The organism is Pseudomonas sp. JE3303 (genome assembly GCF_056312565.1).
Genome location: NZ_JBWGIF010000009.1, coordinates 208,962 through 232,097, shown reverse-complemented (window position 1 = coordinate 232,097; position 23,136 = coordinate 208,962). Strand labels below are relative to the sequence as shown.

The window sequence follows — 23,136 nt, the reverse complement described above, 5'->3', positions numbered from 1 at the left end:
TCTGGCTGGCGTCCAACGGCAGCATAAAGTAGGAACGGGTTTTACCTACTCTGTGCTGCTAGGACAAAAACAATGAACGACAGCATCTACTTCTCGATACAAAACAGTCCGCGCTTCAAGGAACTGGTCAGCAAACGCGAACGCTTCGCCTGGATTCTCTCGGCGATCATGCTTGGCCTCTACTGCGCTTTCATCCTCCTCATCGCCTATGGTCCGCAAGTGCTCGGCGCGCGCATCAGCGCCGATTCGTCGATCACCTGGGGCATTCCCATGGGCGTCGGCCTGATCATTTCGGCATTCATCCTCACCGCCATCTACGTGCGTCGCGCCAACGGTGAGTTCGATGAGCTGAACAAGGCCATTCTCAAGGAGGCTCAGCAATGATCCCGCGCGTACTGGCAACCTTGGCCATCGGGGCCTTCGCACCTGCCGTGTGGGCCGCCGATGCCCTGACCGGCGAGGTGCAGAAACAACCGCTCAACGTCGCCGCGATCCTCATGTTCGTAGCCTTCGTCGGCGCCACCCTGTGCATCACCTACTGGGCCTCCAAGCGCAACAAGTCCGCCTCCGACTACTACGCCGCGGGCGGTCGCATTACCGGCTTCCAGAACGGCCTGGCGATTGCCGGCGACTACATGTCGGCCGCATCCTTCCTGGGGATTTCCGCCCTGGTGTTCACCTCCGGCTACGATGGCCTGATCTACTCGATCGGCTTTCTTGTCGGCTGGCCGATCATCCTGTTCCTGATCGCCGAGCGCCTGCGCAACCTGGGCAAGTACACCTTCGCCGACGTTGCCTCCTACCGGCTCAAGCAGAAGGAAATCCGCACCCTGTCGGCCTCGGGCTCGCTGGTGGTGGTGGCCTTCTACCTGATTGCGCAGATGGTCGGTGCCGGCAAGCTGATCCAGCTGCTGTTCGGGCTCGACTACCACATCGCGGTGATCCTGGTTGGCATCCTGATGTGCCTGTACGTGCTGTTCGGCGGCATGCTGGCTACCACCTGGGTGCAGATCATCAAGGCCGTTCTGCTGCTGTCCGGTGCCAGCTTCATGGCGCTGATGGTGATGAAGCACGTCAACTTCGACTTCAACGCGCTGTTCTCCCAAGCCATCGACGTGCACCCCAAAGGTGAAGCGATCATGAGCCCGGGCGGCCTGGTCAAGGACCCGATCTCGGCGTTCTCCCTGGGCCTTGCGCTGATGTTCGGTACTGCTGGCCTGCCCCACATCCTGATGCGCTTCTTCACCGTCAGCGATGCCAAGGAAGCGCGCAAAAGCGTGCTCTACGCCACCGGCTTCATCGGCTACTTCTATATCCTCACCTTTATCATCGGCTTTGGCGCGATCCTGCTGGTGAGCACCAATCCGGCCTTCAAGGACGCCGCTGGCGCCCTGATCGGCGGCAACAACATGGCGGCGGTGCACCTGGCCGACGCGGTGGGCGGCAGTATCTTCCTGGGCTTCATCTCGGCCGTGGCCTTCGCCACGATCCTCGCGGTGGTCGCAGGGCTGACCCTGGCCGGTGCCTCAGCGGTTTCCCACGACCTGTACGCCAGCGTCTGGCGCAAAGGCAAAGCCAACGACAAGGATGAGATCCGCGTCTCGAAGATCACCACCATTGCCCTGGCGGTGCTGGCGATCGGCCTGGGGATCATGTTCGAGAGCCAGAACATCGCCTTCATGGTCGGACTGGCGTTCTCGATTGCCGCCAGCTGCAACTTCCCGGTACTGCTGCTCTCGATGTACTGGAAGAAGCTGACAACCCGCGGCGCCATGATCGGCGGCTGGCTGGGCCTGATCAGCGCCGTTGGCCTGATGGTGCTGGGCCCGACCATCTGGGTGCAGATCCTTGGTCACGAGAAAGCGATCTACCCGTACGAGTACCCGGCACTGTTCTCGATGCTGATTGCCTTCGTCGGGATCTGGTTCTTCTCTGTCACCGACAAGTCCAAGGCGGCTGACGAAGAACGCGCGCTGTTCTACCCGCAGTTCGTGCGCTCGCAGACTGGCCTTGGGGCCAGCGGGGCGGTTTCGCACTGAACTGACTACCACCGCTAGACAAAACGCCCCGATTTCGGGGCGTTTTCGTTGGTGGCGGAAACTGCATGTTACCGGGCACCTATCAGCCCCTTGGGAAATTTCCACAAAGCTGTCGGAACGGTCTGAATGTTGCCCAGGAAGTTTTTACAAATAATTCACGGAGTCAACGGCATGTCGCCGGGCTGACATTCCTCTGCGACCTGTTCGCAGATCTTTTCAAGGAGATTGAATTCGTGAAACGCATCCTTCTGGCCCTTCCGCTTGCCCTTCTGAGTGCTGCCAATGCATGGGCCGCCGATCCAATCGAGAAGCAGGTGCAAGTCATTGCCACGGTGCCGACCGCCGCTTTCTATGTTGAACCGGTTGGTGGCGGCTGGATGAACGACCCACAGGAGTTGCCTTGGAACTCGTTCCAGTCCGCCTTCGAGACCATCGACAAGCAGCTGCAGGTCAAGAGCACTGTCGGCGCGATCTCGGCCTACCTGCTGTCGCCTGCGGTGATCTCCAGCGGACCTAATTCGATTGACCTGGACGTCAAGGTCGGTGGGCTGTCCCTGTCCACCACTTCGGCTGAAGTGGTCAGTGCAAGCCAGGCTGCCCCTGGGGCGACCGTGGGCTTCCAGGTCGCTGCCAAGGCTCCTGCGACAGGCACCTTCCTGCCGGGCAGCTATCAAGGCCTGGTAAGCATGGTGTTCGAAACAGCTGCGCCCTGATTCGCCCACCCGGGTCGAATATTTTCCAATCCGTCACTGCCCGCCCTCCTTCCTGCGCTCATGCGCAGGAAGGAGGGCGGGTACTGCCAACGGACAGTTCGATGGCCAATTTTCTTGTACAACCTTCCCTGCGGGGATGGATTGCCGCTTGCCTGTGCCTGGGGGCTCTGGGGGCACCACCCCAGGCCCTGGCATCAGTCCTGACATCCGTGAGCCAGACGCAAGGCTTGCCGCGTGAATTCGAGGCGCATTTCTACGACGTGCCGCTGGCGGTACGGGTCGACATCAATGGTCGTTACCTGGGCGATGCCATGGTGGTGCTGTCGCGTGACGAGCATGTTCAGTTGCTGGAGTTCACTGACATTCAGGAAAGCCAGGAGCCTCCCGCCTTGCGGCGCCGGTGGCAAGAGCGCCTGACCGGTGGACGGGCTCTCGGCGACTGCCTGCGCGATTGCCCTGATGGGCTGCGGGCCATTCACTACAGCCTGGTCAACTCGCAATTGTCACTGCTCACCGACAGTGTCGAGCATCAGGATGATGTGCCTCGTTACCATGCCCTGCCTGAGGAGGGCGCATACGGACTGCTGGTGCGCAACCAGCTCAATCTGGTAGGCGGGGATAGCGCCACTACCGGCCGCTATGCCTTGCAGGGCCAGGGCAGCATCGGCAACTGGACCGCGCTGGCCGATGGCCAGGTCGACCGCGGCAGCGACCAGCGCGAGGGAACCCGTCACCGTCTCGACCAGCTCTACGGCGAACGCCTGATCGACGCCCATTTCTACCGTCTGGGCTACTTTACCCCGAGTGCCCAGGGGCTGACCCGTCAGCCCAGGCTTTATGGCTCTACCCCGGATACCACCCTTGGCGTGATGTTTGGCAGCAGCGACAGCCTGCTGGTCGATAGCGGCCAGCCCAGTTCCACGCCGATCTATGTCACACCCAACCGCCCAGGTATCGTCGAGGTCTATCGCAACGGCGTGCTGATCAACAGTCAGCCGGTGCAGCCAGGACTGCAGACGCTGGACACGCGCGTGCTGCCGGCGGGCATCTATGAAGTGGAGGTGCGCCTGGTGGAGGATGGCCAGGAGACCTCGCGCAACCAGGAGTTCATCTACAAACCGTCGAACTGGAGCAACCTGGACAGCCGCTGGCGCTACAACCTGTATCTGGGCCAGCAGTCGAGCCTGCTGAGCAACTGGGATGACGAGCATGAGAACAGCCTCAGCGGCGGGGTGCTGACCAACTATCTGTTGCATCCCACCGCAGTCCTCGGGCTGTCAGCCCAGCACGTCGACCAGACCATGCAGTACGGCACCTCGCTGGACTGGGACCTGCACGAGCGGCTCAAGCTCTATGCCAACCTGTACCAGACCGACGGCAGAGGCGATGGATACGACCTGCAAGTGATCCGCAACCATGACTACGGATCCCTGGTGTTCAGCCACAGCCGCAGCCGGGTGCTGTTGTCCCGTACCGTGCGCAGCGACCTGGCGGACCAGCAGGACGTGATGCAGACCTCGCTGTCGCTGAACCACCGGGTCAGCAACCGCAGCACCGCCACTGTCCGGCTGGCCCACAGCACTGGCGCGGCCAATGGCATGGGCGTCGACCTGGGCTGGGCGTTCTACGGCAAACTGCTGGGGTCGGACGCCAACTGGCGTCTGTCGCTGTTTGACCGGCCGGGTTCGTTGAGCACCGGCCATGCGCGCAACCGCGGCGTCAATCTGAGCCTGAGCATGAGCCTGGGCGAGCCCGGACGCCGCTTCGGCGCCAGCTTGGGCAGCCGGACCTCGCGCGACGGCGACCGTGACCAGAACGCCTCGCTCACTTACCAGCAGGACGTGGACTTTGGCGCTGTACGCACACTGGCCGGCACCGCCAGCCTCGACCGCTATGGCGCCGGACTGTCGGGCAATGCGCAGTTTCACAACCAGTACCTATATGGCGACGCCTACGCCCAGAGCTCGTCATACAACGGTGAGCTGAGCGCCGGGCTGAACATGCAGAGCCTGGTGGCAATGGGCAGTGGCAAGCTGGCGATGAGCGGCCAGTTCATGCCGCAGGAAGCCGGGCTGATCGTCGATGTCGAAACCGATCTGCCCGACCTGAGCCTGCGTGCCGACGATGCCCAGGGGTCAAGCACCCAGCTGCGGCCTGGGCGCAATGTCATCCCGGTGACGGCCTACAAGGCAGGCCATGTGCAATTCGACTTCACCGCCAGTCATGACCCCGCGGCGGTGATCCAGCCCGCCAGCATTGATTACCACCTCAACCGCGGTGGAGTCGATTACCGGCAGTTGCGCGTCCTTCGTACCGTCACAGTGCTGGGACGGCTGGTCGACGAGCATGGCCGGGGCTTGGCGGGCGTATCGGTGATCAATCATGCCAGCCGCAGCGTCAGCGAAGCGGATGGCTATTTTGCAGTGCAGATGAGCCAATCGGCACCGTCGCTGGAGATCCGCCGCAACGGTGAACCACTGTGCCTGCTCGATCTGGACCTTGCCACGTTCGAGCGTGAGGAGGCGGTCCTGCTGACCGGCGACCTGTCTTGCAGCCGTAATCACCTGGCACAAGCCAGGAAGCCTGTCGACGGAGGTGAAAGTTGAACCGAGCACTGGTCAGCCTCAAAGGCATGACGATGAGGGTCAGACCCTGGGGGATCCTGGGGCTCGTCCTAGCCCTGCAAGGCGTTGGCATGGGACCTGCGCTGGCGGCGGACGTGACGATCTCGGCCAGCTACCGTGGGGACGCGGCCGGGGAATTCGTGAATACCACGCCGCCCGCCAGTTTCTGTTCGCAATGGCAGTGGAACTGTTTGACCACCGGCAGTCCCACGGTCGAACTGCCGATCAGCTACACGAAGCTGACCGTCCAGGGCACCGCTGACAACCGTGACCGCTTCTTCTTCCAGATGCCGCCGCGCCGGCAGATCCAGGTCACCAACCGCTCCACGGGAGCGCACTACAACCTGACATTCGAATTTCTCCAGTTCAGCCAGGGGCTCCAGCGCATCACCGGCGACGGTACGATGCCGATAATGAATGTTCCCAAGGGAGGCTGCGATCTACGGGTCAACGCCTCCCAGCGTGATAGCGCGCGATTCATCTGGGACCTCAGGAACCCACAGGCACCCCAGCCATGCTGGGCGGAGGCGGGCGCTGCCGGGACGACCATTTCCAGCGTGGTGAGCAATACCGGAATCAAGTTCCGCATGATCATGCCCCGGCCTGTGGGGATCCCCCAGGGCACCTACACCGGCAGCACCCAGTTCACGCTGGGCCCGGGCGGTGACATGGACTTCGGCAACGGGGTCACCGATTTGAACGATCGTCTGCTCACGGTGAATTTCGATCTCACGGTCGAGCATGACCTCTCCGTGATCTGGCCACCTGGCGCCGGGCGTGCCGTGCTCGAGCCGCCGGGTGGATGGCAGGCCTGGCTGGGCGGTCGCGGGCAGCCGCCGCGGCTGCAGCGCGACCTGCCGCTGCGCATCTGGTCGACCGGCCCGTTCAAGGTCTACAAGCGTTGCCAGTACGAAGCCTCCGGGAGCTGTGGCATCCGCAACCCCGCAGGCCACCAGGTGCCCGTCGAGGTCGCTTTGACACTACCTGGCGACGTCCAGCACGGCAGCGGTCCGGCCCGCAAGGTGCGCCTGCCCACGGGTCTCGTCAATGCGCCGGTGTTCGAGCCGCAACAGATATTGGGCAACCACCCCGGCCAACTGAACCTCGAGGTCCGTGGCAGCGAGCTGCCAGGGATGATGGCCAATGCTGGCAGCGTGTACCAGGGGGAGGTAACGGTGGTGTTCGACGCGGAATTGTAGGTCTCCGCCGTCGGAAATTTCCGATCTTCTTTCGGAAGTTTCCCACAGTGAATTTCAATCCAGCCATGGATAATGGGATCCAATGATATTGAGTGGCTACTATCGAGGAGTGTCCTGATGGACTTGCGCAAATGTGTAGTGCTCGCAGCGGCGCTGCTCTTGCACGCGCCCGCACACGCTGTACCAGAGCTCAACGTCGGCACGCTGTACGACTACCTGGAGCCTGGCTCCAGTACGTTGCTCAAACGAGTGCGTAATGGCGGGGACAGCACCGCCTTTGTCAAAGTCAGCGTGGTCGAACTGGTCTACGACGCTCAAGGCGTCGCCCGCGAGGTAGACCTGGAGGGCATGCCTCTGGCCGAACGCGGTCTGGTGGTCAGCCCGGCGCGCCTGATCGTGCCGGCTCGCGGCATGCAGGCGATGCGCGTGCTGTACCGCGGCGAACGTAACAAGGAGCGCTACTTCCGCATGCGCTTCATCCCGGTGCTGCCGGAGCAGGGTGATGGCTTTGCTGTCAGCGCCGAAGAAGCCAAGGCCTATGGGGACAGTCTCAAGGCCGGCGTCCAGCTGCTGGCCGGCTATGGCACCTTGCTGTTCGTGCGCCCCGGCGAGACCCATTACCAGACACCCGTGCGCATGGAGGGAGGGCGTCTTCTGGTGAGTAACGACGGCAATTCCACCGTAGTCCTTGACCACTTCCGTCACTGCGAACCCGCCGGGCTCGAATGCGCCACCGCCACCAAGCATCACCTCCTGCCGGGCCGCAGCCGCGAATTCCCCGAGCATCCCGGCCGTCTCTACCGTTTTGAACTGCAGGAAGGTGACAAGCGCCAGGAAATGGCCATCAATCGCTGACACACGTATCAGCACAAGGATCGGAGCACAGGGATATGTACAAAGCATTAGTGGTGGATGACCACCCGTTCATCCGTTCCAGCGTCTGCATGTTATTGCGTCAGGAGCGCATCAAGGTGGTCGGCCAGGCGGACAACGGCGTTGACGCCGTGCGGCTGGCGCGCGATGCGCTGCCGGACATCGTGATCCTGGATATCGCCATGCCCGGCCTCGATGGCCTGGAGGTGACCACGCGGATCAAGGCCATGGAGCACCCCGCCAAGGTGCTGGTGCTGAGTTCCCACCTTCCCGACTACTTTTCACTGCGGTGCATGCAGGCCGGTGCCGCAGGCTACGTCTCGAAGACCGATGATCTCAGGGAGCTGAGCATGGCGGTGCGGGCCGTATTGTCCGGCTACACCTATTTTCCCGAAGTCGCGCTCAGTTCGGTGAGCCGGCAGGACCTGCACACCAGCGAGCAGCAATGCATTGCCCAGCTCAGTGACCGCGAAGTGTTGATCCTGCAGCAGCTGGCGAGAGGCCTGAGCAACAAGGAAATCGGCGAAGTCATGTTGCTGAGCAACAAGACCATCAGCACCTACAAGTCTCGCCTGATTGAAAAACTCAGGGTCAAATCGGTGGTCGATCTTGCCGATCTGGCAAGGCGAAACCGGTTGCTATAGATTCCCTGCGCTCGTGTCCGTGCATGTTGTCCTGACCACCTGGGTGTGTGGTCTCCTTCCCATTGCGCAGGCTGCCTCGGCGCGCCATTGGCCAATGGCTGCGCTTGGCATGATGTTGTGCCTCGCCTGTGCGTGGGTGGTCATTCTCAAGCGCCGAATGGCCAGGCTGCGCCGTGCAAAGGACCGGGCCGAGCGCGCCAACCGCGCCAAGACCCGCTTTCTCGCGACCATGAGCCACGAGATCCGCACGCCGATGAATGCCGTGCTCGGCATGCTGGAGCTGGCATCGCGCAAGGCCGCCGACGGCGTACTCGACCGTCTGTGCATTGACGTGGCAGCCAATGCGGCGCGCAGCTTGCTGGAGCTGATCGGCGATGTACTGGATGTGTCACGGATCGAGGCCGGACGCCTGGAGTTGCTGTTGCAACCCGCGCAGCTGCGCGAGCAGCTTGAACTGATCGTCCACCTGTTCGATGAACAGGCACGCGCCAAGGACCTGCAGCTGGTGCTCGAATGGCAGGGGCCGGACGATGCGCAGGTGATGCTCGATACCCTGCGCTTCAGGCAGATCCTCGGCAACCTGCTGAGCAATGCCATCAAGTTCACCCATGGCGGGCGGGTATGCGTGCGCGTCGACGCACGGCGCGACGCTGAGCGCCTGGACCTGGCGTTGTGCATCGAAGACACCGGCATCGGTATCTCCCAGGCAGACCTGGCCCGCCTGGGCCAGCCATTCTGGCAGGCGAGCGATCCAGGCCGATCGACCCGCTGTGGCGCCGGACTAGGCCTGGACATCAGTCGCAGCCTGTGCGAACGGATGGGTGGCCAGATGCAGGTGCACAGCATCCTGGGGCAGGGCACGCGGATCGAAATCCACCTGACGCTGGCTTGCGTGGCCGAGCAGGCTGCCGCCACGCCTGCTCCAGTGCTCCCCACCACTGCAGAATCCGGGCCACGGCGGCATGTGCTGATTGTCGACGATTGCCCGGTCAACCGTCTGGTGGTCGAACAACAACTGCATCACCTCGGGCATCGCGTGACGGTCGCCGACGATGGCGCCCAAGGCCTGCGCCGCTGGTTGGCGGAGCCTTTCGATGTGGTCATCTGTGACTGCAACATGCCGGTCCTGAGCGGTTATTCGCTTGCGAGGGCCATACGTGAGCACGAGCGGCGCACCCGCAAGGCGCGGTGCTGGGTCTTGGGCCTGACTGCCAATGCCCTGCCGGGCGAGCGCCGCCGCTGTCGCGCGGCAGGCATGGACGACTGCCTGTTCAAGCCCCTGGGGGTTGACGGCCTGGCCCAAGCGATTGCGCAAAGCACGCCGTGCACATCCGATGGGAGTGTCCATGAACCGGCCAATGGCATACACAGGGTGGATCTCCACCACCTGCAACGCATGCTGCGTTGCGAGCCGCAAGCCTTGGCGGTCTTGCTGGAGGAGTTGGTGAACAGCCATCGCAACGACTTCCAGCGGCTGGAGGTCTTGCTTGCTCGCAAGGATCTGGACGCGCTGTCCGCGCTTGCGCATCGCATAAAGGGCGCAGCGCGCCTCATTCGTGCACAGGATGTAGTAGCGGCGTGCGAAGCGGTGGAAGGGCAATGCACCCTGGCTGAGGAGACTCCCGGCAGTTTGCCAGGAAAGGTTCAAGCGCTGCGAGCTGCCTTGAAGCGGCTTGAACAGCATCTGGAGGGGCACCGGATACCCCTGCGCCGCCAGGGCGGCCCGTCGTGATGAACGGGCCGCCCTGCGGCATACGCGTGTTACGGGGTCAGATCCTTCCGAGCAATAGCAGAACCAGCAGGACAACCAGGATTACACCAATGATGCCGGACGGGCCGTAACCCCAGGACCGCGAGTGGGGGAACACGGGTAAGCCACCAACCAATAGCAGGATCAGGATGATGATAAGGATCGTGGTCATGTCGTTGTCCTTGCGTGATGAAGAGGATGTCGAATACAGCCTTCCATGCGGCCTTGCGTTGTTCTGGCCGCTTGTTGAATGGGACTCGCGCAGGCGCGCAAAAGTTTAATCCGCTGCCTGCCCGTCTCTTTGTCCGCACCATTCAGCAGCCTGATAGCACGCCGCCTGGGGGTGTTGCCTGGCTACACTGGCAGGCACTTTCCTCCCATGACAAGGCAAGCCGCTATGCACAACCGCATGATGATTACCGGCGCAGGCTCGGGGCTCGGGCGCGAGATCGCCCTGCGCTGGGGACGCGAGGGCTGGCACCTGGCGCTGGCTGATATCAACGAGCCTGGCCTTGAGCAGACCCTGGCGCTGGTGCGCGAGGCGGGGGGCGACGGCTTCGTGCAGCGCTGCGATGTACGCGACTACAGCCAGCTCACCGCACTGGCCCAGGCCTGCGATGAAAAACTCGGCGGTATCGATGTGATCGTCAACAATGCAGGCGTCGCTTCGGGCGGATTTTTCAGCGAGCTGTCGCTGGAGGACTGGGACTGGCAGATCGCGATCAACCTGATGGGCGTGGTCAAGGGCTGCAAGGCGTTCATGCCGCTGCTCGAACGCAGCAAAGGCCGGATCATCAACATCGCATCGATGGCTGCCCTGATGCAGGGGCCCGGCATGAGCAACTACAACGTCGCCAAGGCAGGCGTGCTGGCGCTGTCGGAAAGTCTGCTGGTCGAGTTGCGTGGCCTGGACATTGCGGTGCATGTAGTCTGCCCGTCGTTCTTCCAGACCAACCTGCTCGACTCTTTCCGCGGCCCGACGCCCGCGATGAAGGCCCAGGTCGGCAAACTGCTCGAAAGCTCACCGATCAGCGCCGTCGACATCGCCGAGTACATTCACCAGCAGGTCGAGGCTGGCGATTTTCTGATCCTTCCCCATGAGGCCGGCCGCCTTGCCTGGCAACTCAAGCAGCAGGCGCCCCAGCGGCTCTATGACGAGATGGCCGACATGGCAACAAAGATGCGCGCCAAGGCGCGTCCAGGGCAATCCTGAAACGATTGATCGGCTATGCTGGGCGCCTTTTTCAAACGCTAGGGGCCCATGCGTGATCAATTACCTGTGGTTTTTTCTGGCGGCGCTGTTCGAGATCGCCGGTTGCTACGCCTTCTACCTCTGGCTACGCCTGGGCAAAAGCGGCTGGTGGGTCGTGCCCGCGCTGCTCAGCCTGACCCTGTTCGCCTTGATCCTGACCCGCGTCGAAGCCGCCTACGCCGGGCGTGCCTATGCGGCCTACGGAGGCATCTATATCGTCTCGTCGCTGCTCTGGCTGGCCCTGGTGGAAAAGGCCCGGCCGCTGGGCAGCGACTGGCTTGGCGCACTGTTCTGTGTGGTAGGGGCGGGCATCATCGTGCTGGGTCCTCGCCTCCACCAAGGCTGAATGTAGGAAGCGTCTGTAGGAGAAATTACCTTCCGCTGTAGGATCCGTCTAATTCTCCCCTGGATCATTGTATAGGCCGCCATGACCGATGCAGGCTTCGGCTTTCCCTGAGGCTGGAGGATCGGAGCATGCTGGTGATTGGACGCGAAGTCGGTGAAGTGATCACCATCAACGACGACATCAAGATCAAGGTGATATCGATCGAAGGCGGACAGGTGCGCTTCGGTATCTGCGCCCCGCGTGAGGTGGAGGTGCACAGGACCGAAGTCTACCGACGCATTCTCGCGAAGGCGGCCAAGCAGGAGGAAAAGGGCTGAGCCTGGGTCAGTCGAGCAATTCGCGCGGCACGTCGTGGCGGGCGAGCAATTGGCACTGCTGGCTCTCGAGGTCGAAGAGGATGAATGCCTGACCCTTGGCCAAGGCCTGGCGCACGCGTAATACCCGGGTTTCCAGTGGCGTGTCGTCGCCGTTGTCGGTGCCGTCGCGAGTGACGAAGTCTTCGATAAGACGGGTAAGGGTTTCGGCTTCGAGCTGGTCGTAGGGGATTAGCATGGTTTTCGATAGTCGCTGGGATGTCAGTGAATGCTACGCTATCAGCGGGATTCAGGGGCTGCTTTGCATCCCCTGAATCCCGTCAAGGGCACGACTCAGGCCTTGTGCCCCACCAGAGTGTCCACCGGCGGTACCCGTGTATCACTCTCCATCTGCGCATCATGCTCCAGCTGATGGCTGAATCGCTCCAATGACCCATTGGCCGGGTGCGAATCACTCGCAAATACCGGCGGACTGAGCAGATAAGCCGTCAGCAAGCGGCTCAGTGCCGCCAGGCTGTCGATATGGGTGCGCTCGTAGCCATGCGTCGCGTCACACCCGAACGCCACCAGTGCCGTGCGGATATCATGCCCCGCCGTCACCGCCGAATGCGCATCGCTGAAATAATAGCGGAACAGGTCTCTCCGTACCGGCAGCTCATGCTCGCTGGCCAGCTTCAGCAGATGCCGCGACAGGTGATAGTCGTACGGGCCGGAAGAGTCCTGCATCGCCACGCTCACGGCATGCTCGCTGGACGCCTGGCCCGGCGCTACCGGGGCGATGTCGATACCCACGAACTCGCTCACATCCCAAGGCAGCGCCCCGGCAGCTCCCGAGCCGGTCTCCTCGGTGATGGTGAACAGCGGGTGGCAGTCGATCAGCGGCTGCCGACCGCTTTCCACCACGGCTTTCAGCGATGCCAGCAGCGCCGCGACACCGGCCTTGTCATCCAGATGGCGGGCACTGATGTGCCCGCTTTCGGTGAACTCGGGAAGGGGGTCGAAGGCCACGAAATCACCAATGCTGATCCCTAGCGTCTCGCAGTCGGCCCGCGTGGCGCAGTAGGCGTCCAGGCGCACTTCGACGTGGTCCCAGCTGATCGGCATCTGGTCGATCGCAGTGTTGAAGGCGTGCCCGCTGGCCATCAGCGGCAGCACGCTGCCGCGGTACACACCGGTGTCGGTGAACACGCTGACACGGCTGCCTTCGGCAAAGCGGCTGGACCAGCAGCCCACCGGCGCCAGGGACAGCCGGCCATTGTCCTGCAACGAACGTACGCTGGCACCGATGGTGTCCAGGTGCGCCGAGACCGCGCGGTCGGGTGAGTTCTGCCGGCCCTTGAGGGTGGCGCGGATGGTGCCACGGCGGGTCAGCTCGAAGGGGATGCCGAGCTCTTCAAGGCGCTCGGCCACGTACCGCACGATGGTGTCGGTGAAACCGGTAGGGCTGGGGATGGCAAGCATCTCCAGCAAGACTTTCTGCAGGTACTCGAGATCGGGTTCAAGCGGTTGTTCAGGCATGCGCACTCCTGGGGTCAAACGTTCGGGCGGCTGTGCGGAAACAGCAGGTCGACGAAGCGTTCAGCGGTGGGTTGCGGTTCATGGTTGGCCAGTCCGACACGTTCGTTCGCTTCTATGATCACGTAGTCGGGCTGATCGGCAGCGCGGACCATCAGGTCCAGGCCGACCACCGGTATATCCAGCGCGCGGGCAGCGCGCACGGCGGCATCGGCCAGCACGGGGTGCAGGCGGTCGGTGACGTCTTCCAGCGTGCCGCCGGTGTGCAGGTTGGCGGTGCGGCGCACGGCCAGGCGCTGGCCGGACGGCAGGATGCTGCCGTAGTCCAGGCCCGCGCCGCGCAAGGTGCGCTGGGTTTCATCGTCCATCGGGATGCGGCTCTCGCCACCGGTCGCAGACTGCCGACGGCGGCTCTGGGCTTCGATCAGGGTCTTGATATCGTGCACGCCATCACCGATCACTTCGGCCGGATGGCGAATGGCCGCAGCCACCACTTCGTAGCCGATGACCACGATGCGTAGGTCCAGGCCTTCGTGGAAGCTCTCCAGCAGCACGCGGCTGTCAAAGCGCCTGGCGTGCTCGATGGCCGCGTTGATCTCGTCCAGGCTGGTCAGGTTGACCGCCACGCCATGGCCTTGCTCGCCGTCCAGCGGCTTGACCACCACCGCGCCGTATTCATCCAGGAACGCCAGGTTGTCATCGGCGTTACCGGCCAGTTGCTGCGCCGGCACGCACAGGTCGACAGCGTTCAGGGTTTTCTGGGTCAGGCTCTTGTCCTGGCAGAGTGTCATGCTGACAGCGCTGGTCAGATCGCAGAGCGACTCGCGGCAGCGAATGCGCCGGCCACCCATGCACAGGGTGAACAGCCCCGCCGAGGCGTCGTCGACATGCACGTCGATACCGCGCTTGTAGGCCTCCTCGACAATGATTCGTGCATAGGGGTTGAGTCCTGCCTCGGGTCCAGGGCCCAGGAACAGCGGCTGGTTGATGCCGTTCTTGCGTTTGACCGCAAAGGTCGGAAGGTTGCGGAACCCCAGCTTGGTGTACAGGCGCTTGGCCTGGCGGTTGTCATGCAGGACCGACAGGTCAAGGTATGCCAGGCCGCGGCTCATGAAGTGCTCGACCAGATGACGCACCAGCACCTCGCCAACGCCCGGTCGGCTGCACTGTGGATCGACCGCCAGGCACCACAGGCTGCAACCGTGCTCGGGATCATCGAAGGCCTTGCTGTGGTTCAGGCCCATGACGCTGCCGATCACCGCATTGGTATCTTCGTCCTCGGCCAGCCAGTACACGGGCCCGCCCTGGTGGCGCGGGGTGAGCAACTCGGGATTGACCGGCAGCATGCCGCGCGCCTGGTACAGGTGGTTGATCGCCTGCCAGTCGGCCTCGTTCTGCGCCCGGCGGATCCGAAACCCGCGAAACACCCGCTGCGACTGGCGGTAGTCGCTGAACCACAGGCGCAGGGTATCGGATGGATCGAGGAACAACTGCTGCGGCGCCTGGGCCAGCACTTGCTGGGGAGCGGCCACGTAGAGCGCGATGTCGCGCTCGCCTTGCTGTTCTTCCAGCAACGCCTGGGCCAGGCAAGCCGGGTCCGGGTAGGTGTGGCCGATCAGCAGCCTGCCCCAGCCGCAGTGCAGGGCACGCGGCTGGTCATGCGGCTCGCTGCCGTCACCGGCCAGGCGCGCCTGCAGGCGCTCGTAGGACGGCGTCTGCACGCGCTGCAGGCGCTGTTCGTAGGCGGTTGCATGGGCTTTCATCGATCAGATTCCTTGCTCGCTGAGCCACAGGTTGAGTGCCGCCAGTTGCCACAGCTTGGAGCCGCGCAGGGGAGTGAGCTGGCCATGCGGATTGCTCAGCAGGCGGTCGAGCATGGCAGGGTTGAACAGCCCACGGTCCTGGCTTGGATCGGTCAGCAGATCGCGCACCCAGCCAAGGGTCGCGCCTTCGAGATGCTTGAGGCCCGGCACCGGGAAGTAGCCCTTCTTGCGGTCGATGACCTCATGAGGGATGACCCGGCGCGCAGCTTCCTTGAGCACCTGCTTGCCGCCGTCGGGCAGCTTGAAGCGGCCAGGGATACGCGCCGACAGCTCGGCCAGGCGGTAGTCGAGAAACGGCGTGCGCGCTTCCAGGCCCCAGGCCATGGTCATGTTGTCCACCCGCTTGACCGGGTCGTCTACCAGCATCACGGTGCTGTCCAGGCGCAGCGCCTTGTCCACTGCGGCCGAGGCGCCAGGCTGGGCAAAGTGCTCGCGGACGAAGTCGCCCGCGGCGTCATGGTCCAGCACCCAGGGCGCCTTGACGGTGTCGCGGTATTCTTCATGGTCACGGTCGAAGAATGCACCGCGATAGGCCGCGAACGCGTCGCTGGCGCCGTCGACCTGCGGATACCAGTGGTAGCCGGCGAACAGCTCGTCCGCGCCCTGGCCGCTCTGGACCACCTTGCAGTGCTTGGCCACTTCGCGGGAGAGCAGGTAGAAGGCGATGCAGTCGTGGCTGACCATCGGCTCGCTCATGGCGCGGAACGCCGCTGGCAACTGCTCGATGATCTCGCGCTCGTCGATGCGCAACTGGTGGTGCCGGGTGCCGTAGTGGCGAGCAATCAGGTCGGAGTACTGGAACTCATCGCCGCGCTCGCCACCGGCATCTTCGAAGCCGATCGAGAAGGTCGACAGGTCCTCGACGCCGACTTCACGCAGCAGGCCGACCAGCATGCTGGAATCAACGCCGCCTGACAGCAACACGCCCACGTCCACTGCCGCGCGCTGACGAATCGCCACGGCCTCGCGGGTAGCGTCCAGGACGCGGGTGGTCCAGTCTTCGAGCGTCAGGTTCTGCTCGTCGGCACGTGGACCGTACTCGAGCTGCCACCAGGTCTTGCGCTCGACCTGGCCGTGGCGGTCAACGCGCATCCAGGTGCCGGGCTCGAGCTTCTGCACGTTGGCCAGCAGGGTGCGCGGCGCCGGTACCACGGCGTGGAAGTTCAGGTAGTGGTTGAGGCCTACCGGATCGAGCATCGGGTCGATATCGCCGCCTTTCAACAGCGCAGGCAAGGTCGAGGCAAAGCGCAGGCGTTCACCATTGCGCGACAGGTACAGCGGTTTCACGCCGAGACGGTCGCGGGCCAGGAACAGCCGCTGGCTGTCGCGCTCCCAGATGGCCAGCGCGAACATGCCGTTGAGCTTGGGCAGCAGCGCCTCGCCCCAGGCGTGATAGCCCTTGAGCAGTACCTCGGTGTCGCCATCGGACAGGAAGGCATAGCCCAGCGCTTCGAGTTCGGCGCGCAGTTCGGGGAAGTTGTAGACCGCGCCATTGAACGCCATCGACAAGCCCAGGGCGTTGTCGATCATCGGTTGGGCGGAGCCATCCGAGAGGTCCATGATCTTGAGGCGGCGGTGGCCCAGGGCGATCGGCCCTTGGCTATGGAAGCCCCAGGCGTCAGGGCCCCGGGGCGCGAGATGATGGGTCATCCGTTCGACAGCGGCGAGGTCCGCCGGGCGTGGTGCCTGGTCGATCGGGGTGAAGCGTAACTCTCCTGCTAATCCGCACATAAGTCCTTACCGGTTTTGCCGTTGGGGAAAACGCCCCAAGGTGGGGCAGTTAGTAAGTGACCGGTGAGGATTGCAGGAGTTTTAGATCAAAAAGTTATATATCGGCGGATGCGCAGGCTGATCCAGCTGTGCCCGGCGTGCCGGGCAAGGGGTCAGTGCTTGCCGCGGACCAGCTCGCGCAGCTGGAACCGGTTGGGGTGACAGGCCTCGGCCACTGGGCGTGGGACTGGCAGCGGCTCGCCGGTCACCCACGCCGCGATCAGCTCGCCGCTGAGGGGCGCGGTGATCAGGCCGCGTGAGCCATGACCGCTGTTGACATACAATCCGTCGAGCCAGGGACAGGCGATATCAGGCAGCTGGCGGGCGTCCTTGCGCAGCACGGCATAGGCTTTGGCGAACGCCTCGGGGGCCGAGACCGGGCCTACTATCGGCAGATAATCCGGGCTGGTGCACCGGAATGCCGCACGCCCTTCGAGCAGGGCCGGATCGAGCTCGGGTGCGCCCAGCCGTTCGGCCAGGTCGCTGGAAATATCCTGCAGCATGCCAAGATTTCCCTGATGCTCGGCGGCGGTAGGGGCCAGGTCCATGCTGTGGAAATCGAAGCTGGCTCCCAAGGTGTGCTCATCCCTTCGGGGCGGCGCCACGTAGCCATCCGCGCACACCACCGTACCCAGCGCGCGGCTTGCAGCGGTGGCGGGCAGGCGGGTGATCTGCCCGCGAATACGCTTGAGCGGCAGCGCGGCGCAGGGCTCGAAGGCGCGGATTTCAGCAGCGGCGGCCAGCACCACCAATGGCGCGCTAGCCAGCAGGCGCTCGCCATCCCAGGCCTGCCAGCCGGCCTCAACCTTGCGCACGCTGATCACCTCATGGTGTGGCAGCAACTCGATACCCGGATGCTGCAACTGCGCCTGGCACAACGCTGGCGGATGTACCCATCCGCCCTCGGGGTAGAACAGCCCACCACTGGGCAAGCGCACTCCGGCAATCGCCTCGGCCTGGGTTCGCTCCAGGCTTTGCAGGAGCGAATTGTCGAACGCGGCGGCCAGCTTGGCCTGACGTGCCGACTCCTTGTCATCGAAAGCCAGCTGCAGTACCCCGCAGGCATCCCAGTCCTGGCCGCTCTGCAGCCGTTCCAGCCATCGACGGGTGTAGCCGAAGCCGGCGAGAATCATCTGTGACAGCGCCGTGCCGTGCGCCGAAAGCTTGAGGTACAGCACCCCTTGCGGATTACCCGAGGCTTCCTGGGCGGCGGCGGCGTGGCGTTCCAGTACCTTGACGTGCCAGCCCCGGCTGGCAAGGCTCCGGGCAGTCGCGCAACCGGCCAGTCCAGCGCCGATCACCAGCGCTTCGCGCGGCCCTTCCAGCGAAGAGGGCCGGGCATACCAGGGCGCGGACTGCCTGCTTGCCTCTCCCTGGAACACTCCACCCATCACTTCCCATTTCTTGCCGATACCCGGCACGCGGCGCATCACAAAGCCCGCGGCCATCAGCGAGCGGCGCACCCAGCCGGTGCTGGTGAACGTGCCCAGCGTAGTGCCCGGGCGCGACAGCCGGGCGATCTGGGCAAACAGCTCGGGGGTCCACATGTCCGGATTCTTGGCTGGCGCGAAGCCATCGAGAAACCACGCATCGATCCGCGCATCGAGCTGTGGCAACTGGTCGAGCACATCGCCGATCATCAACGTCAGCGTGACCCGGCCCTGGGCCAGGCTGAATTGCTGGAAGCCAGGGTGCACGGCCACATACTGCTCGAGCAACTGAGAGGTGAAGGGTGCAAGATCTGGCCACAGCTGCAACGCCCGCTGCAGGTCGCCGCGGCTCAGCGGATACTTCTCGACGCTGACGAAGTGCAGCCGGGCAGTGGCTGGGGCCAGTTCTGCGAACAGCTGCCATGCGCAAAAGAAGTTGAGCCCGGTGCCGAAGCCGGTCTCGCCGATCACCATGCAGCTTTCAGTACCCAAGGCGCTGAAGCGCTGGCGCAGCTGGTTCTGCTCGATGAACACATGACGGGTTTCTTCAAGGCTCTGGTCCTTGGAGAAATAGATGTCGTCGTACTGCCGCGAATGAGGGCGACCGTATTCATCCCAGTCGATTTGAGCATAGGAGGGCAGGGTGGTGTCGGACATGGAGGGGCTCGGCAACAGCAGGTCAGGCATTCTATCCCATCAGGTGCCAACACCGTGTCTCTCGGTCCACTAGTCTTGGCAATCCAGGTAAGGAGGCACTGATGTTCGAATCCGCACAAATCGGTCACAGCATCGACAAAGACACCTATGAAGCCGAGGTCCCGGCCCTGCGCCAGGCTCTCCTCGAGGTTCAGAACGAGCTCAAGCAGCAGGCGCGCTTTCCGGTCATCGTGCTGATCAATGGCATCGAAGGCGCTGGCAAGGGCGAGACGGTCAAGCTGCTCAACGAGTGGATGGACCCGCGCCTCATCGAGGTCCGCACCTTCGACCAGCAGACCGACGAAGAACTCGCCCGGCCACCGGCCTGGCGGTATTGGCGCGCGTTGCCGGCCAAAGGACGCATGGGCGTGTTCTTCGGGAACTGGTACAGCCAGATGCTGCAGGGGCGCGTGCATGGGGAGTTCAAGGATGCGGTGCTCGACCAGGCCATCGGCGGTGCCGAACGCCTCGAGGAGATGCTCTGCAATGAAGGCGCGCTGATCTTCAAGTTCTGGTTCCACCTGTCCAAGAAGCAGATGAAGGCGCGGCTCAAGGCGCTCAAGGACGATCCCTTGCACAGCTGGCGTATCAGTCCGCTGGACTGGCAGCAGTCGCGGACCTACGACCGCTTCGTGCGCTTCGGCGAACGGGTGCTGCGCCGTACCAGCCGCGACTACGCCCCTTGGCATGTGATCGAAGGCGTCGACCCGTGTTACCGCAGCCTGGCAGTCGGCCGCATCCTGCTTGAAGGCATGCAGGCGGCCCTGGCCGTGGAACCCAGTGCCAAGGCCCAGCCCAACATCACGCCCCTGGGCCGCAGCATCGATGGCCGCGGGCTGATCGGCAGCCTGGACATGACCCGCCGTCTCGACAAGAAGGACTACCAGGATCAGCTGATCATCGAGCAGGCGCGGCTGTCTGGCCTGCTGCGCCACAAGCGCATGCGCCGGCATGCCCTGGTGGCCGTGTTCGAGGGTAACGATGCGGCGGGGAAGGGCGGCGCCATCCGCCGCGTCGCTGCGGCGCTCGACCCGCGCCAGTACCGCATCGTGCCGATTGCCGCTCCGACCGAGGAAGAACGCGCCCAACCCTACCTGTGGCGTTTCTGGCGGCATATCCCGGCGCGTGGCACGTTCACCGTGTTCGACCGTTCCTGGTATGGACGTGTGCTGGTGGAGCGGGTCGAAGGTTTTTGCACTCAGGCCGACTGGATGCGCGCCTATGGCGAGATCAACGATTTTGAAGAGCAACTGACCAATGCCGGCGTGGTGGTCGTCAAGTTCTGGCTGTCGATCGACCAGCAGACCCAGCTCGAGCGATTCAACGAACGCGAGGAAACGCCCTTCAAGCGGTTCAAGATCACCGAAGAGGATTGGCGCAATCGCGAGAAGTGGGATGACTACGCAGGGGCCGTGGAGGACATGGTCGACCGCACGAGCACCTCGATCGCCCCGTGGACGCTGGTCGAGGCCAATGACAAGCGCTGGGCGCGGGTGAAAGTGCTGCGCACGATCAATGACGCGCTGGAGGCGGCGTTTGCGCGTGATAAATAGATTCTCGTGGGCGGCGTCCCCGTTGGCATGCCCCCAGGGAATGACTTGTTGAGTTTTTTTCCGACAACTGCATCTGGCAACCTCATATCATCAAGGATTCCCCACCATAGGGCTTATCGAGGCAGGACATGCATATTTCATCCGGACGCTGGGTCCATGGCCTTTTCCTGGCACTGCTGACCGCGCTGCTCTGGGGCATCCTGCCGATCAAGCTCAAGCAGGTCTTGCAGGTCATGGACCCGGTTACCGTGACCTGGTACCGCTTTTTCGTCGCGGGCAGCCTGCTGTTCGCCTGGCTGGCGGCTACCCGGCGCCTGCCCCGTTTTTCGCTGCTGGGGCGCAAGGGCCTGGGGCTGGTGGCAGTGGCAATCTGTGGACTTTTGGGCAACTACGTGCTGTACCTGTTCGGCCTGCGCATGCTCAGCGCCGGCACCGCGCAGCTGGTGGTGCAGATCGGGCCGGTGCTGCTGCTGGTCGCCAGCGTGTTTCTGTTCAAGGAGCGCTTCAGCCTGGGGCAGGGCGCAGGGCTTGTCCTTCTGCTGGCAGGGTTTGGCCTGTTCTTCAACCAGCGTCTCGAAGAGTTGCTGACGTCGCTCGGCACCTACACCACCGGCGTGTTGACCATCCTGCTGGCGACCAGCATCTGGACTTTCTATGCGCTCGCCCAGAAGCAGTTGCTGACAGTGTGGAATTCGATGCAGGTGATGATGGTGATCTATCTGTCATGCGCCGTGTTGCTGATGCCCTACGTGCACCCGCTCGAGGTCTTGCAGCTGAGCCCGTCGCAAGGCTGGCTGCTGCTTGCATGCTGCCTGAATACACTTGTCGCCTATGGCGCCTTTGCCGAGGCCCTGGCGCACTGGGAAGCGTCGAGGGTCAGCGCGACCCTGGCCTTGACGCCACTGGTGACCTTTGTCGCAGTGGCGCTGGCGGCGTGGTTCTGGCCGGACTTTGTCCAGGCTGAACAGATCAACCTGCTGGGGTATGTGGGCGCGCTGGTGGTGGTGCTAGGCTCGGCCGTGGTGGCCCTGGGGCCCTCGATGGTCGCCGGCTGGCGCGCCAGAAGGGCGCGCCTGGCCTGATCGTGGGTCCGCAGGCTCAGCCCTTGCCCCCTGGCGCGAGCATGTTCTCCGGCCTTACCCACTGGTCGAACTCCTCGTTGCTCAGGTAGCCCAGCTCCAGGGCGGCCTCGCGCAGGGTCTGGCCTTCGCCGTACGCCTTCTTGGCGATCTCTGCGGCCTTGTCATAGCCGATGTGCGGGTTCAGGGCCGTCACCAGCATCAATCCACGCTCCAGGTGCTCGGCCATCTGCCCGGCGTCCGGCTCGATGCCAGTCACGCAGTGTTCGTGGAAGTTGTGGCACCCGTCGGCCAGCAGCTCGATGGATTCCAGCAGGTTGTGAATGATCACCGGCTTGTAGACGTTCAGCTGCAGGTGTCCCTGGCTTGCGGCAATACCGATCGCCGTGTCGTTGCCCAGCACCTGGCAGGCCAGCATCGACAAGGCCTCGCACTGGGTCGGGTTGACCTTGCCGGGCATGATCGAGCTGCCGGGCTCATTGGCCGGCAAGCGAACCTCGGCAAGCCCGGCGCGTGGCCCGGAGCCGAGCAGGCGCAGGTCGTTGGCAATTTTCATCAGGGCCACGGCCAGTGTCTTGAGGCCGCCGGCGAGGGAGACCAGCGGTTCGTGGCCGGCGAGGGCGGCGAACTTGTTGGGCGCGGTCACGAACGGCAGGCCAGACAACGCCGCCAGCTCGGCCGCGATGGCCTCGGCAAAGCCGTGGGGCGCGTTGAGCCCGGTGCCCACCGCCGTGCCACCCTGGGCCAGCTCGCAGACCGCCGGCAGGCTCGCGCGGATCGCGCGCTGGGCATAGTCGAGCTGGGCGACAAACGCCGAGACCTCCTGGCCGAAGGTGATCGGCGTGGCATCCATCATATGGGTGCGGCCGGTCTTGACCAGTGACTGATGGCGCGCGGCCAGTTCCGCCAGGCCCGAGGACAGCTCTGTGATCGCGGGCAGCAAGTGGTTCTGCACCGCCTGCACCGTGGCGATGTTCATGGCGGTCGGGAAGCAGTCGTTGGAACTCTGCGAACGGTTGACGTGATCGTTCGGGTGCACCGGTGTCTTGCCGCCACGGCCCTTGCCGGCCAGCTCGTTGGCGCGCCCGGCGATGACTTCGTTGACGTTCATGTTGCTCTGGGTGCCGCTGCCGGTCTGCCAGACGACGAGCGGGAACTGGTCGTCGTGCTCACCTGCGAGTACCTCGTCGGCGGCCTGTTCGATCAGCCGGGCAACATCGGCGGGCAGGTCGCCATTGCGGTCGTTGACGCGCGCGGCGGCTTTCTTGATCAATGCCAGGGCATGCGATACCGCCAGCGGCATGCGCTGCTTGCCAATGGCAAAGTTGATCAGCGAGCGTTGCGTCTGCGCGCCCCAGTAGGCCTCCTCAGGAACTTCGACCGGCCCCAGGCTGTCAGTTTCGATACGGCTCATGCTGCGCTCACTCCTTCGTTGACTGAATCCGCAGTTTAGGCCCTGATCCAGCCGGGCAGTTCCATCGCCCGTCGTCCTGCTTGAGCGCTGTGCCCTTCAGGC

The 23,136-nt window shown here is 63.7% G+C and carries 20 protein-coding genes; 13 read left to right on the top strand and 7 right to left on the bottom strand.

Annotated elements, in window-relative coordinates; translation table 11 throughout:
* Window positions 1-72: 72 nt before the first annotated feature.
* From AC0ZZU_RS15015 to AC0ZZU_RS14980, 8 genes are all read left to right on the top strand, one after another.
* On the top strand, window positions 73-384 hold the full coding sequence (locus AC0ZZU_RS15015; RefSeq protein WP_476341732.1) for a DUF485 domain-containing protein: 312 nt from the start codon (window positions 73-75) through the stop codon (window positions 382-384).
* Complete coding sequence (locus AC0ZZU_RS15010) at window positions 381-2,039, top strand: cation acetate symporter (RefSeq protein ID WP_476341730.1); 1,659 nt, start codon at window positions 381-383, stop codon at window positions 2,037-2,039. Before AC0ZZU_RS15015 ends, AC0ZZU_RS15010 begins: the two co-directional genes overlap by 4 nt.
* A gap of 233 nt (window positions 2,040-2,272) precedes the next feature.
* Window positions 2,273-2,752, top strand: a complete 480-nt coding sequence (locus AC0ZZU_RS15005; protein ID WP_476341729.1) for a CS1 type fimbrial major subunit — start codon at window positions 2,273-2,275, stop codon at window positions 2,750-2,752.
* A 101-nt stretch (window positions 2,753-2,853) separates the two neighbouring features.
* Window positions 2,854-5,358, top strand: coding sequence for a TcfC E-set like domain-containing protein (locus tag AC0ZZU_RS15000; protein ID WP_476341727.1), 2,505 nt, complete (start codon window positions 2,854-2,856; stop codon window positions 5,356-5,358).
* The gene (locus AC0ZZU_RS14995; RefSeq protein WP_476341726.1) at window positions 5,355-6,575 is read left to right on the top strand and encodes a hypothetical protein; all 1,221 of its coding nucleotides are present in this window, start codon (window positions 5,355-5,357) and stop codon (window positions 6,573-6,575) included. Before AC0ZZU_RS15000 ends, AC0ZZU_RS14995 begins: the two co-directional genes overlap by 4 nt.
* Before the next feature lie 117 nt (window positions 6,576-6,692).
* Window positions 6,693-7,430 (top strand): molecular chaperone, encoded by a 738-nt coding sequence (locus AC0ZZU_RS14990; protein WP_476341725.1) that lies wholly within the window; start codon window positions 6,693-6,695, stop codon window positions 7,428-7,430.
* A 35-nt stretch (window positions 7,431-7,465) separates the two neighbouring features.
* Window positions 7,466-8,092: a response regulator gene (locus AC0ZZU_RS14985; protein WP_476341724.1), complete on the top strand. Its 627-nt coding sequence runs from the start codon at window positions 7,466-7,468 to the stop codon at window positions 8,090-8,092.
* 109 nt (window positions 8,093-8,201) lie between these two features.
* Window positions 8,202-9,824, top strand: coding sequence for an ATP-binding protein (locus AC0ZZU_RS14980; protein WP_476341722.1), 1,623 nt, complete (start codon window positions 8,202-8,204; stop codon window positions 9,822-9,824).
* Between the two features lie 37 nt (window positions 9,825-9,861).
* Here AC0ZZU_RS14980 and AC0ZZU_RS14975 read toward each other — a convergent pair whose 3' ends face one another.
* Window positions 9,862-10,014 carry a DUF3309 family protein gene (locus AC0ZZU_RS14975; protein ID WP_085987307.1) on the bottom strand — a complete coding sequence of 51 codons (153 nt, stop codon included), beginning with the start codon at window positions 10,012-10,014 and terminating at the stop codon, window positions 9,862-9,864.
* Window positions 10,015-10,239: 225 nt separating this feature from the next.
* Here AC0ZZU_RS14975 and AC0ZZU_RS14970 point away from each other — a divergent pair, with 225 nt between their 5' ends.
* From AC0ZZU_RS14970 to csrA, 3 genes are all read left to right on the top strand, one after another.
* A complete protein-coding gene (locus tag AC0ZZU_RS14970; RefSeq protein ID WP_476341721.1) occupies window positions 10,240-11,055 on the top strand; it encodes an SDR family oxidoreductase in 816 nt (271 codons plus the stop codon).
* A 52-nt stretch (window positions 11,056-11,107) separates the two neighbouring features.
* Entirely contained in the window at window positions 11,108-11,440 is a 333-nt protein-coding gene (locus tag AC0ZZU_RS14965; RefSeq protein ID WP_476341719.1) for a YnfA family protein, read from the top strand.
* Between the two features lie 128 nt (window positions 11,441-11,568).
* Window positions 11,569-11,757, top strand: a complete 189-nt coding sequence (gene csrA, locus AC0ZZU_RS14960; protein WP_476341718.1) for a carbon storage regulator CsrA — start codon at window positions 11,569-11,571, stop codon at window positions 11,755-11,757.
* Between the two features lie 7 nt (window positions 11,758-11,764).
* On the opposite strand, the gene AC0ZZU_RS14955 is transcribed toward csrA, so the two are convergent.
* From AC0ZZU_RS14955 to mnmC, 5 genes are all read right to left on the bottom strand, one after another.
* Window positions 11,765-11,992: a YheU family protein gene (locus AC0ZZU_RS14955; RefSeq protein ID WP_476341717.1), complete on the bottom strand. Its 228-nt coding sequence runs from the start codon at window positions 11,990-11,992 to the stop codon at window positions 11,765-11,767.
* 95 nt (window positions 11,993-12,087) lie between these two features.
* On the bottom strand, window positions 12,088-13,272 hold the full coding sequence (locus tag AC0ZZU_RS14950) for an osmoprotectant NAGGN system M42 family peptidase (protein ID WP_476341715.1): 1,185 nt from the start codon (window positions 13,270-13,272) through the stop codon (window positions 12,088-12,090).
* 14 nt (window positions 13,273-13,286) lie between these two features.
* Window positions 13,287-15,032 (bottom strand): N-acetylglutaminylglutamine synthetase, encoded by a 1,746-nt coding sequence (gene ngg / locus AC0ZZU_RS14945; RefSeq protein WP_476341713.1) that lies wholly within the window; start codon window positions 15,030-15,032, stop codon window positions 13,287-13,289.
* Between the two features lie 3 nt (window positions 15,033-15,035).
* Window positions 15,036-16,823 (bottom strand): N-acetylglutaminylglutamine amidotransferase, encoded by a 1,788-nt coding sequence (locus tag AC0ZZU_RS14940; RefSeq protein WP_476341712.1) that lies wholly within the window; start codon window positions 16,821-16,823, stop codon window positions 15,036-15,038.
* Window positions 16,824-16,975: 152 nt separating this feature from the next.
* Window positions 16,976-18,949 carry a bifunctional tRNA (5-methylaminomethyl-2-thiouridine)(34)-methyltransferase MnmC2/FAD-dependent 5-carboxymethylaminomethyl-2-thiouridine(34) oxidoreductase MnmC1 gene (mnmC, locus tag AC0ZZU_RS14935; protein WP_476341710.1) on the bottom strand — a complete coding sequence of 658 codons (1,974 nt, stop codon included), beginning with the start codon at window positions 18,947-18,949 and terminating at the stop codon, window positions 16,976-16,978.
* 101 nt (window positions 18,950-19,050) lie between these two features.
* On the opposite strand from mnmC, the gene pap reads away from it, so the two are divergent.
* Window positions 19,051-20,541 (top strand): polyphosphate:AMP phosphotransferase, encoded by a 1,491-nt coding sequence (pap, locus tag AC0ZZU_RS14930; RefSeq protein WP_476341708.1) that lies wholly within the window; start codon window positions 19,051-19,053, stop codon window positions 20,539-20,541.
* 128 nt (window positions 20,542-20,669) lie between these two features.
* A complete protein-coding gene (locus AC0ZZU_RS14925) occupies window positions 20,670-21,623 on the top strand; it encodes a DMT family transporter (RefSeq protein ID WP_476341706.1) in 954 nt (317 codons plus the stop codon).
* Window positions 21,624-21,639: 16 nt separating this feature from the next.
* On the opposite strand, the gene AC0ZZU_RS14920 is transcribed toward AC0ZZU_RS14925, so the two are convergent.
* Window positions 21,640-23,034, bottom strand: a complete 1,395-nt coding sequence (locus tag AC0ZZU_RS14920; protein ID WP_476341705.1) for a class II fumarate hydratase — start codon at window positions 23,032-23,034, stop codon at window positions 21,640-21,642.
* Window positions 23,035-23,136: the final 102 nt, after the last annotated feature.

Coding starts and splice junctions, on each gene's coding strand:
- AC0ZZU_RS14975 (WP_085987307.1), bottom strand. CDS start 10,014: ATGACCACGATCCTTATCATCATCCTGATCCTGCTATTGGTTGGTGGC.
- csrA (WP_476341718.1), top strand. CDS start 11,569: ATGCTGGTGATTGGACGCGAAGTCGGTGAAGTGATCACCATCAACGAC.
- AC0ZZU_RS14990 (WP_476341725.1), top strand. CDS start 6,693: ATGGACTTGCGCAAATGTGTAGTGCTCGCAGCGGCGCTGCTCTTGCAC.
- AC0ZZU_RS14970 (WP_476341721.1), top strand. CDS start 10,240: ATGCACAACCGCATGATGATTACCGGCGCAGGCTCGGGGCTCGGGCGC.
- AC0ZZU_RS14925 (WP_476341706.1), top strand. CDS start 20,670: ATGCATATTTCATCCGGACGCTGGGTCCATGGCCTTTTCCTGGCACTG.
- AC0ZZU_RS14980 (WP_476341722.1), top strand. CDS start 8,202: ATGATGTTGTGCCTCGCCTGTGCGTGGGTGGTCATTCTCAAGCGCCGA.
- AC0ZZU_RS14955 (WP_476341717.1), bottom strand. CDS start 11,992: ATGCTAATCCCCTACGACCAGCTCGAAGCCGAAACCCTTACCCGTCTT.
- AC0ZZU_RS14940 (WP_476341712.1), bottom strand. CDS start 16,823: ATGTGCGGATTAGCAGGAGAGTTACGCTTCACCCCGATCGACCAGGCA.
- AC0ZZU_RS14950 (WP_476341715.1), bottom strand. CDS start 13,272: ATGCCTGAACAACCGCTTGAACCCGATCTCGAGTACCTGCAGAAAGTC.
- AC0ZZU_RS15015 (WP_476341732.1), top strand. CDS start 73: ATGAACGACAGCATCTACTTCTCGATACAAAACAGTCCGCGCTTCAAG.
- ngg (WP_476341713.1), bottom strand. CDS start 15,032: ATGAAAGCCCATGCAACCGCCTACGAACAGCGCCTGCAGCGCGTGCAG.
- mnmC (WP_476341710.1), bottom strand. CDS start 18,949: ATGTCCGACACCACCCTGCCCTCCTATGCTCAAATCGACTGGGATGAA.
- AC0ZZU_RS15000 (WP_476341727.1), top strand. CDS start 2,854: ATGGCCAATTTTCTTGTACAACCTTCCCTGCGGGGATGGATTGCCGCT.
- pap (WP_476341708.1), top strand. CDS start 19,051: ATGTTCGAATCCGCACAAATCGGTCACAGCATCGACAAAGACACCTAT.
- AC0ZZU_RS14920 (WP_476341705.1), bottom strand. CDS start 23,034: ATGAGCCGTATCGAAACTGACAGCCTGGGGCCGGTCGAAGTTCCTGAG.
- AC0ZZU_RS15010 (WP_476341730.1), top strand. CDS start 381: ATGATCCCGCGCGTACTGGCAACCTTGGCCATCGGGGCCTTCGCACCT.
- AC0ZZU_RS14985 (WP_476341724.1), top strand. CDS start 7,466: ATGTACAAAGCATTAGTGGTGGATGACCACCCGTTCATCCGTTCCAGC.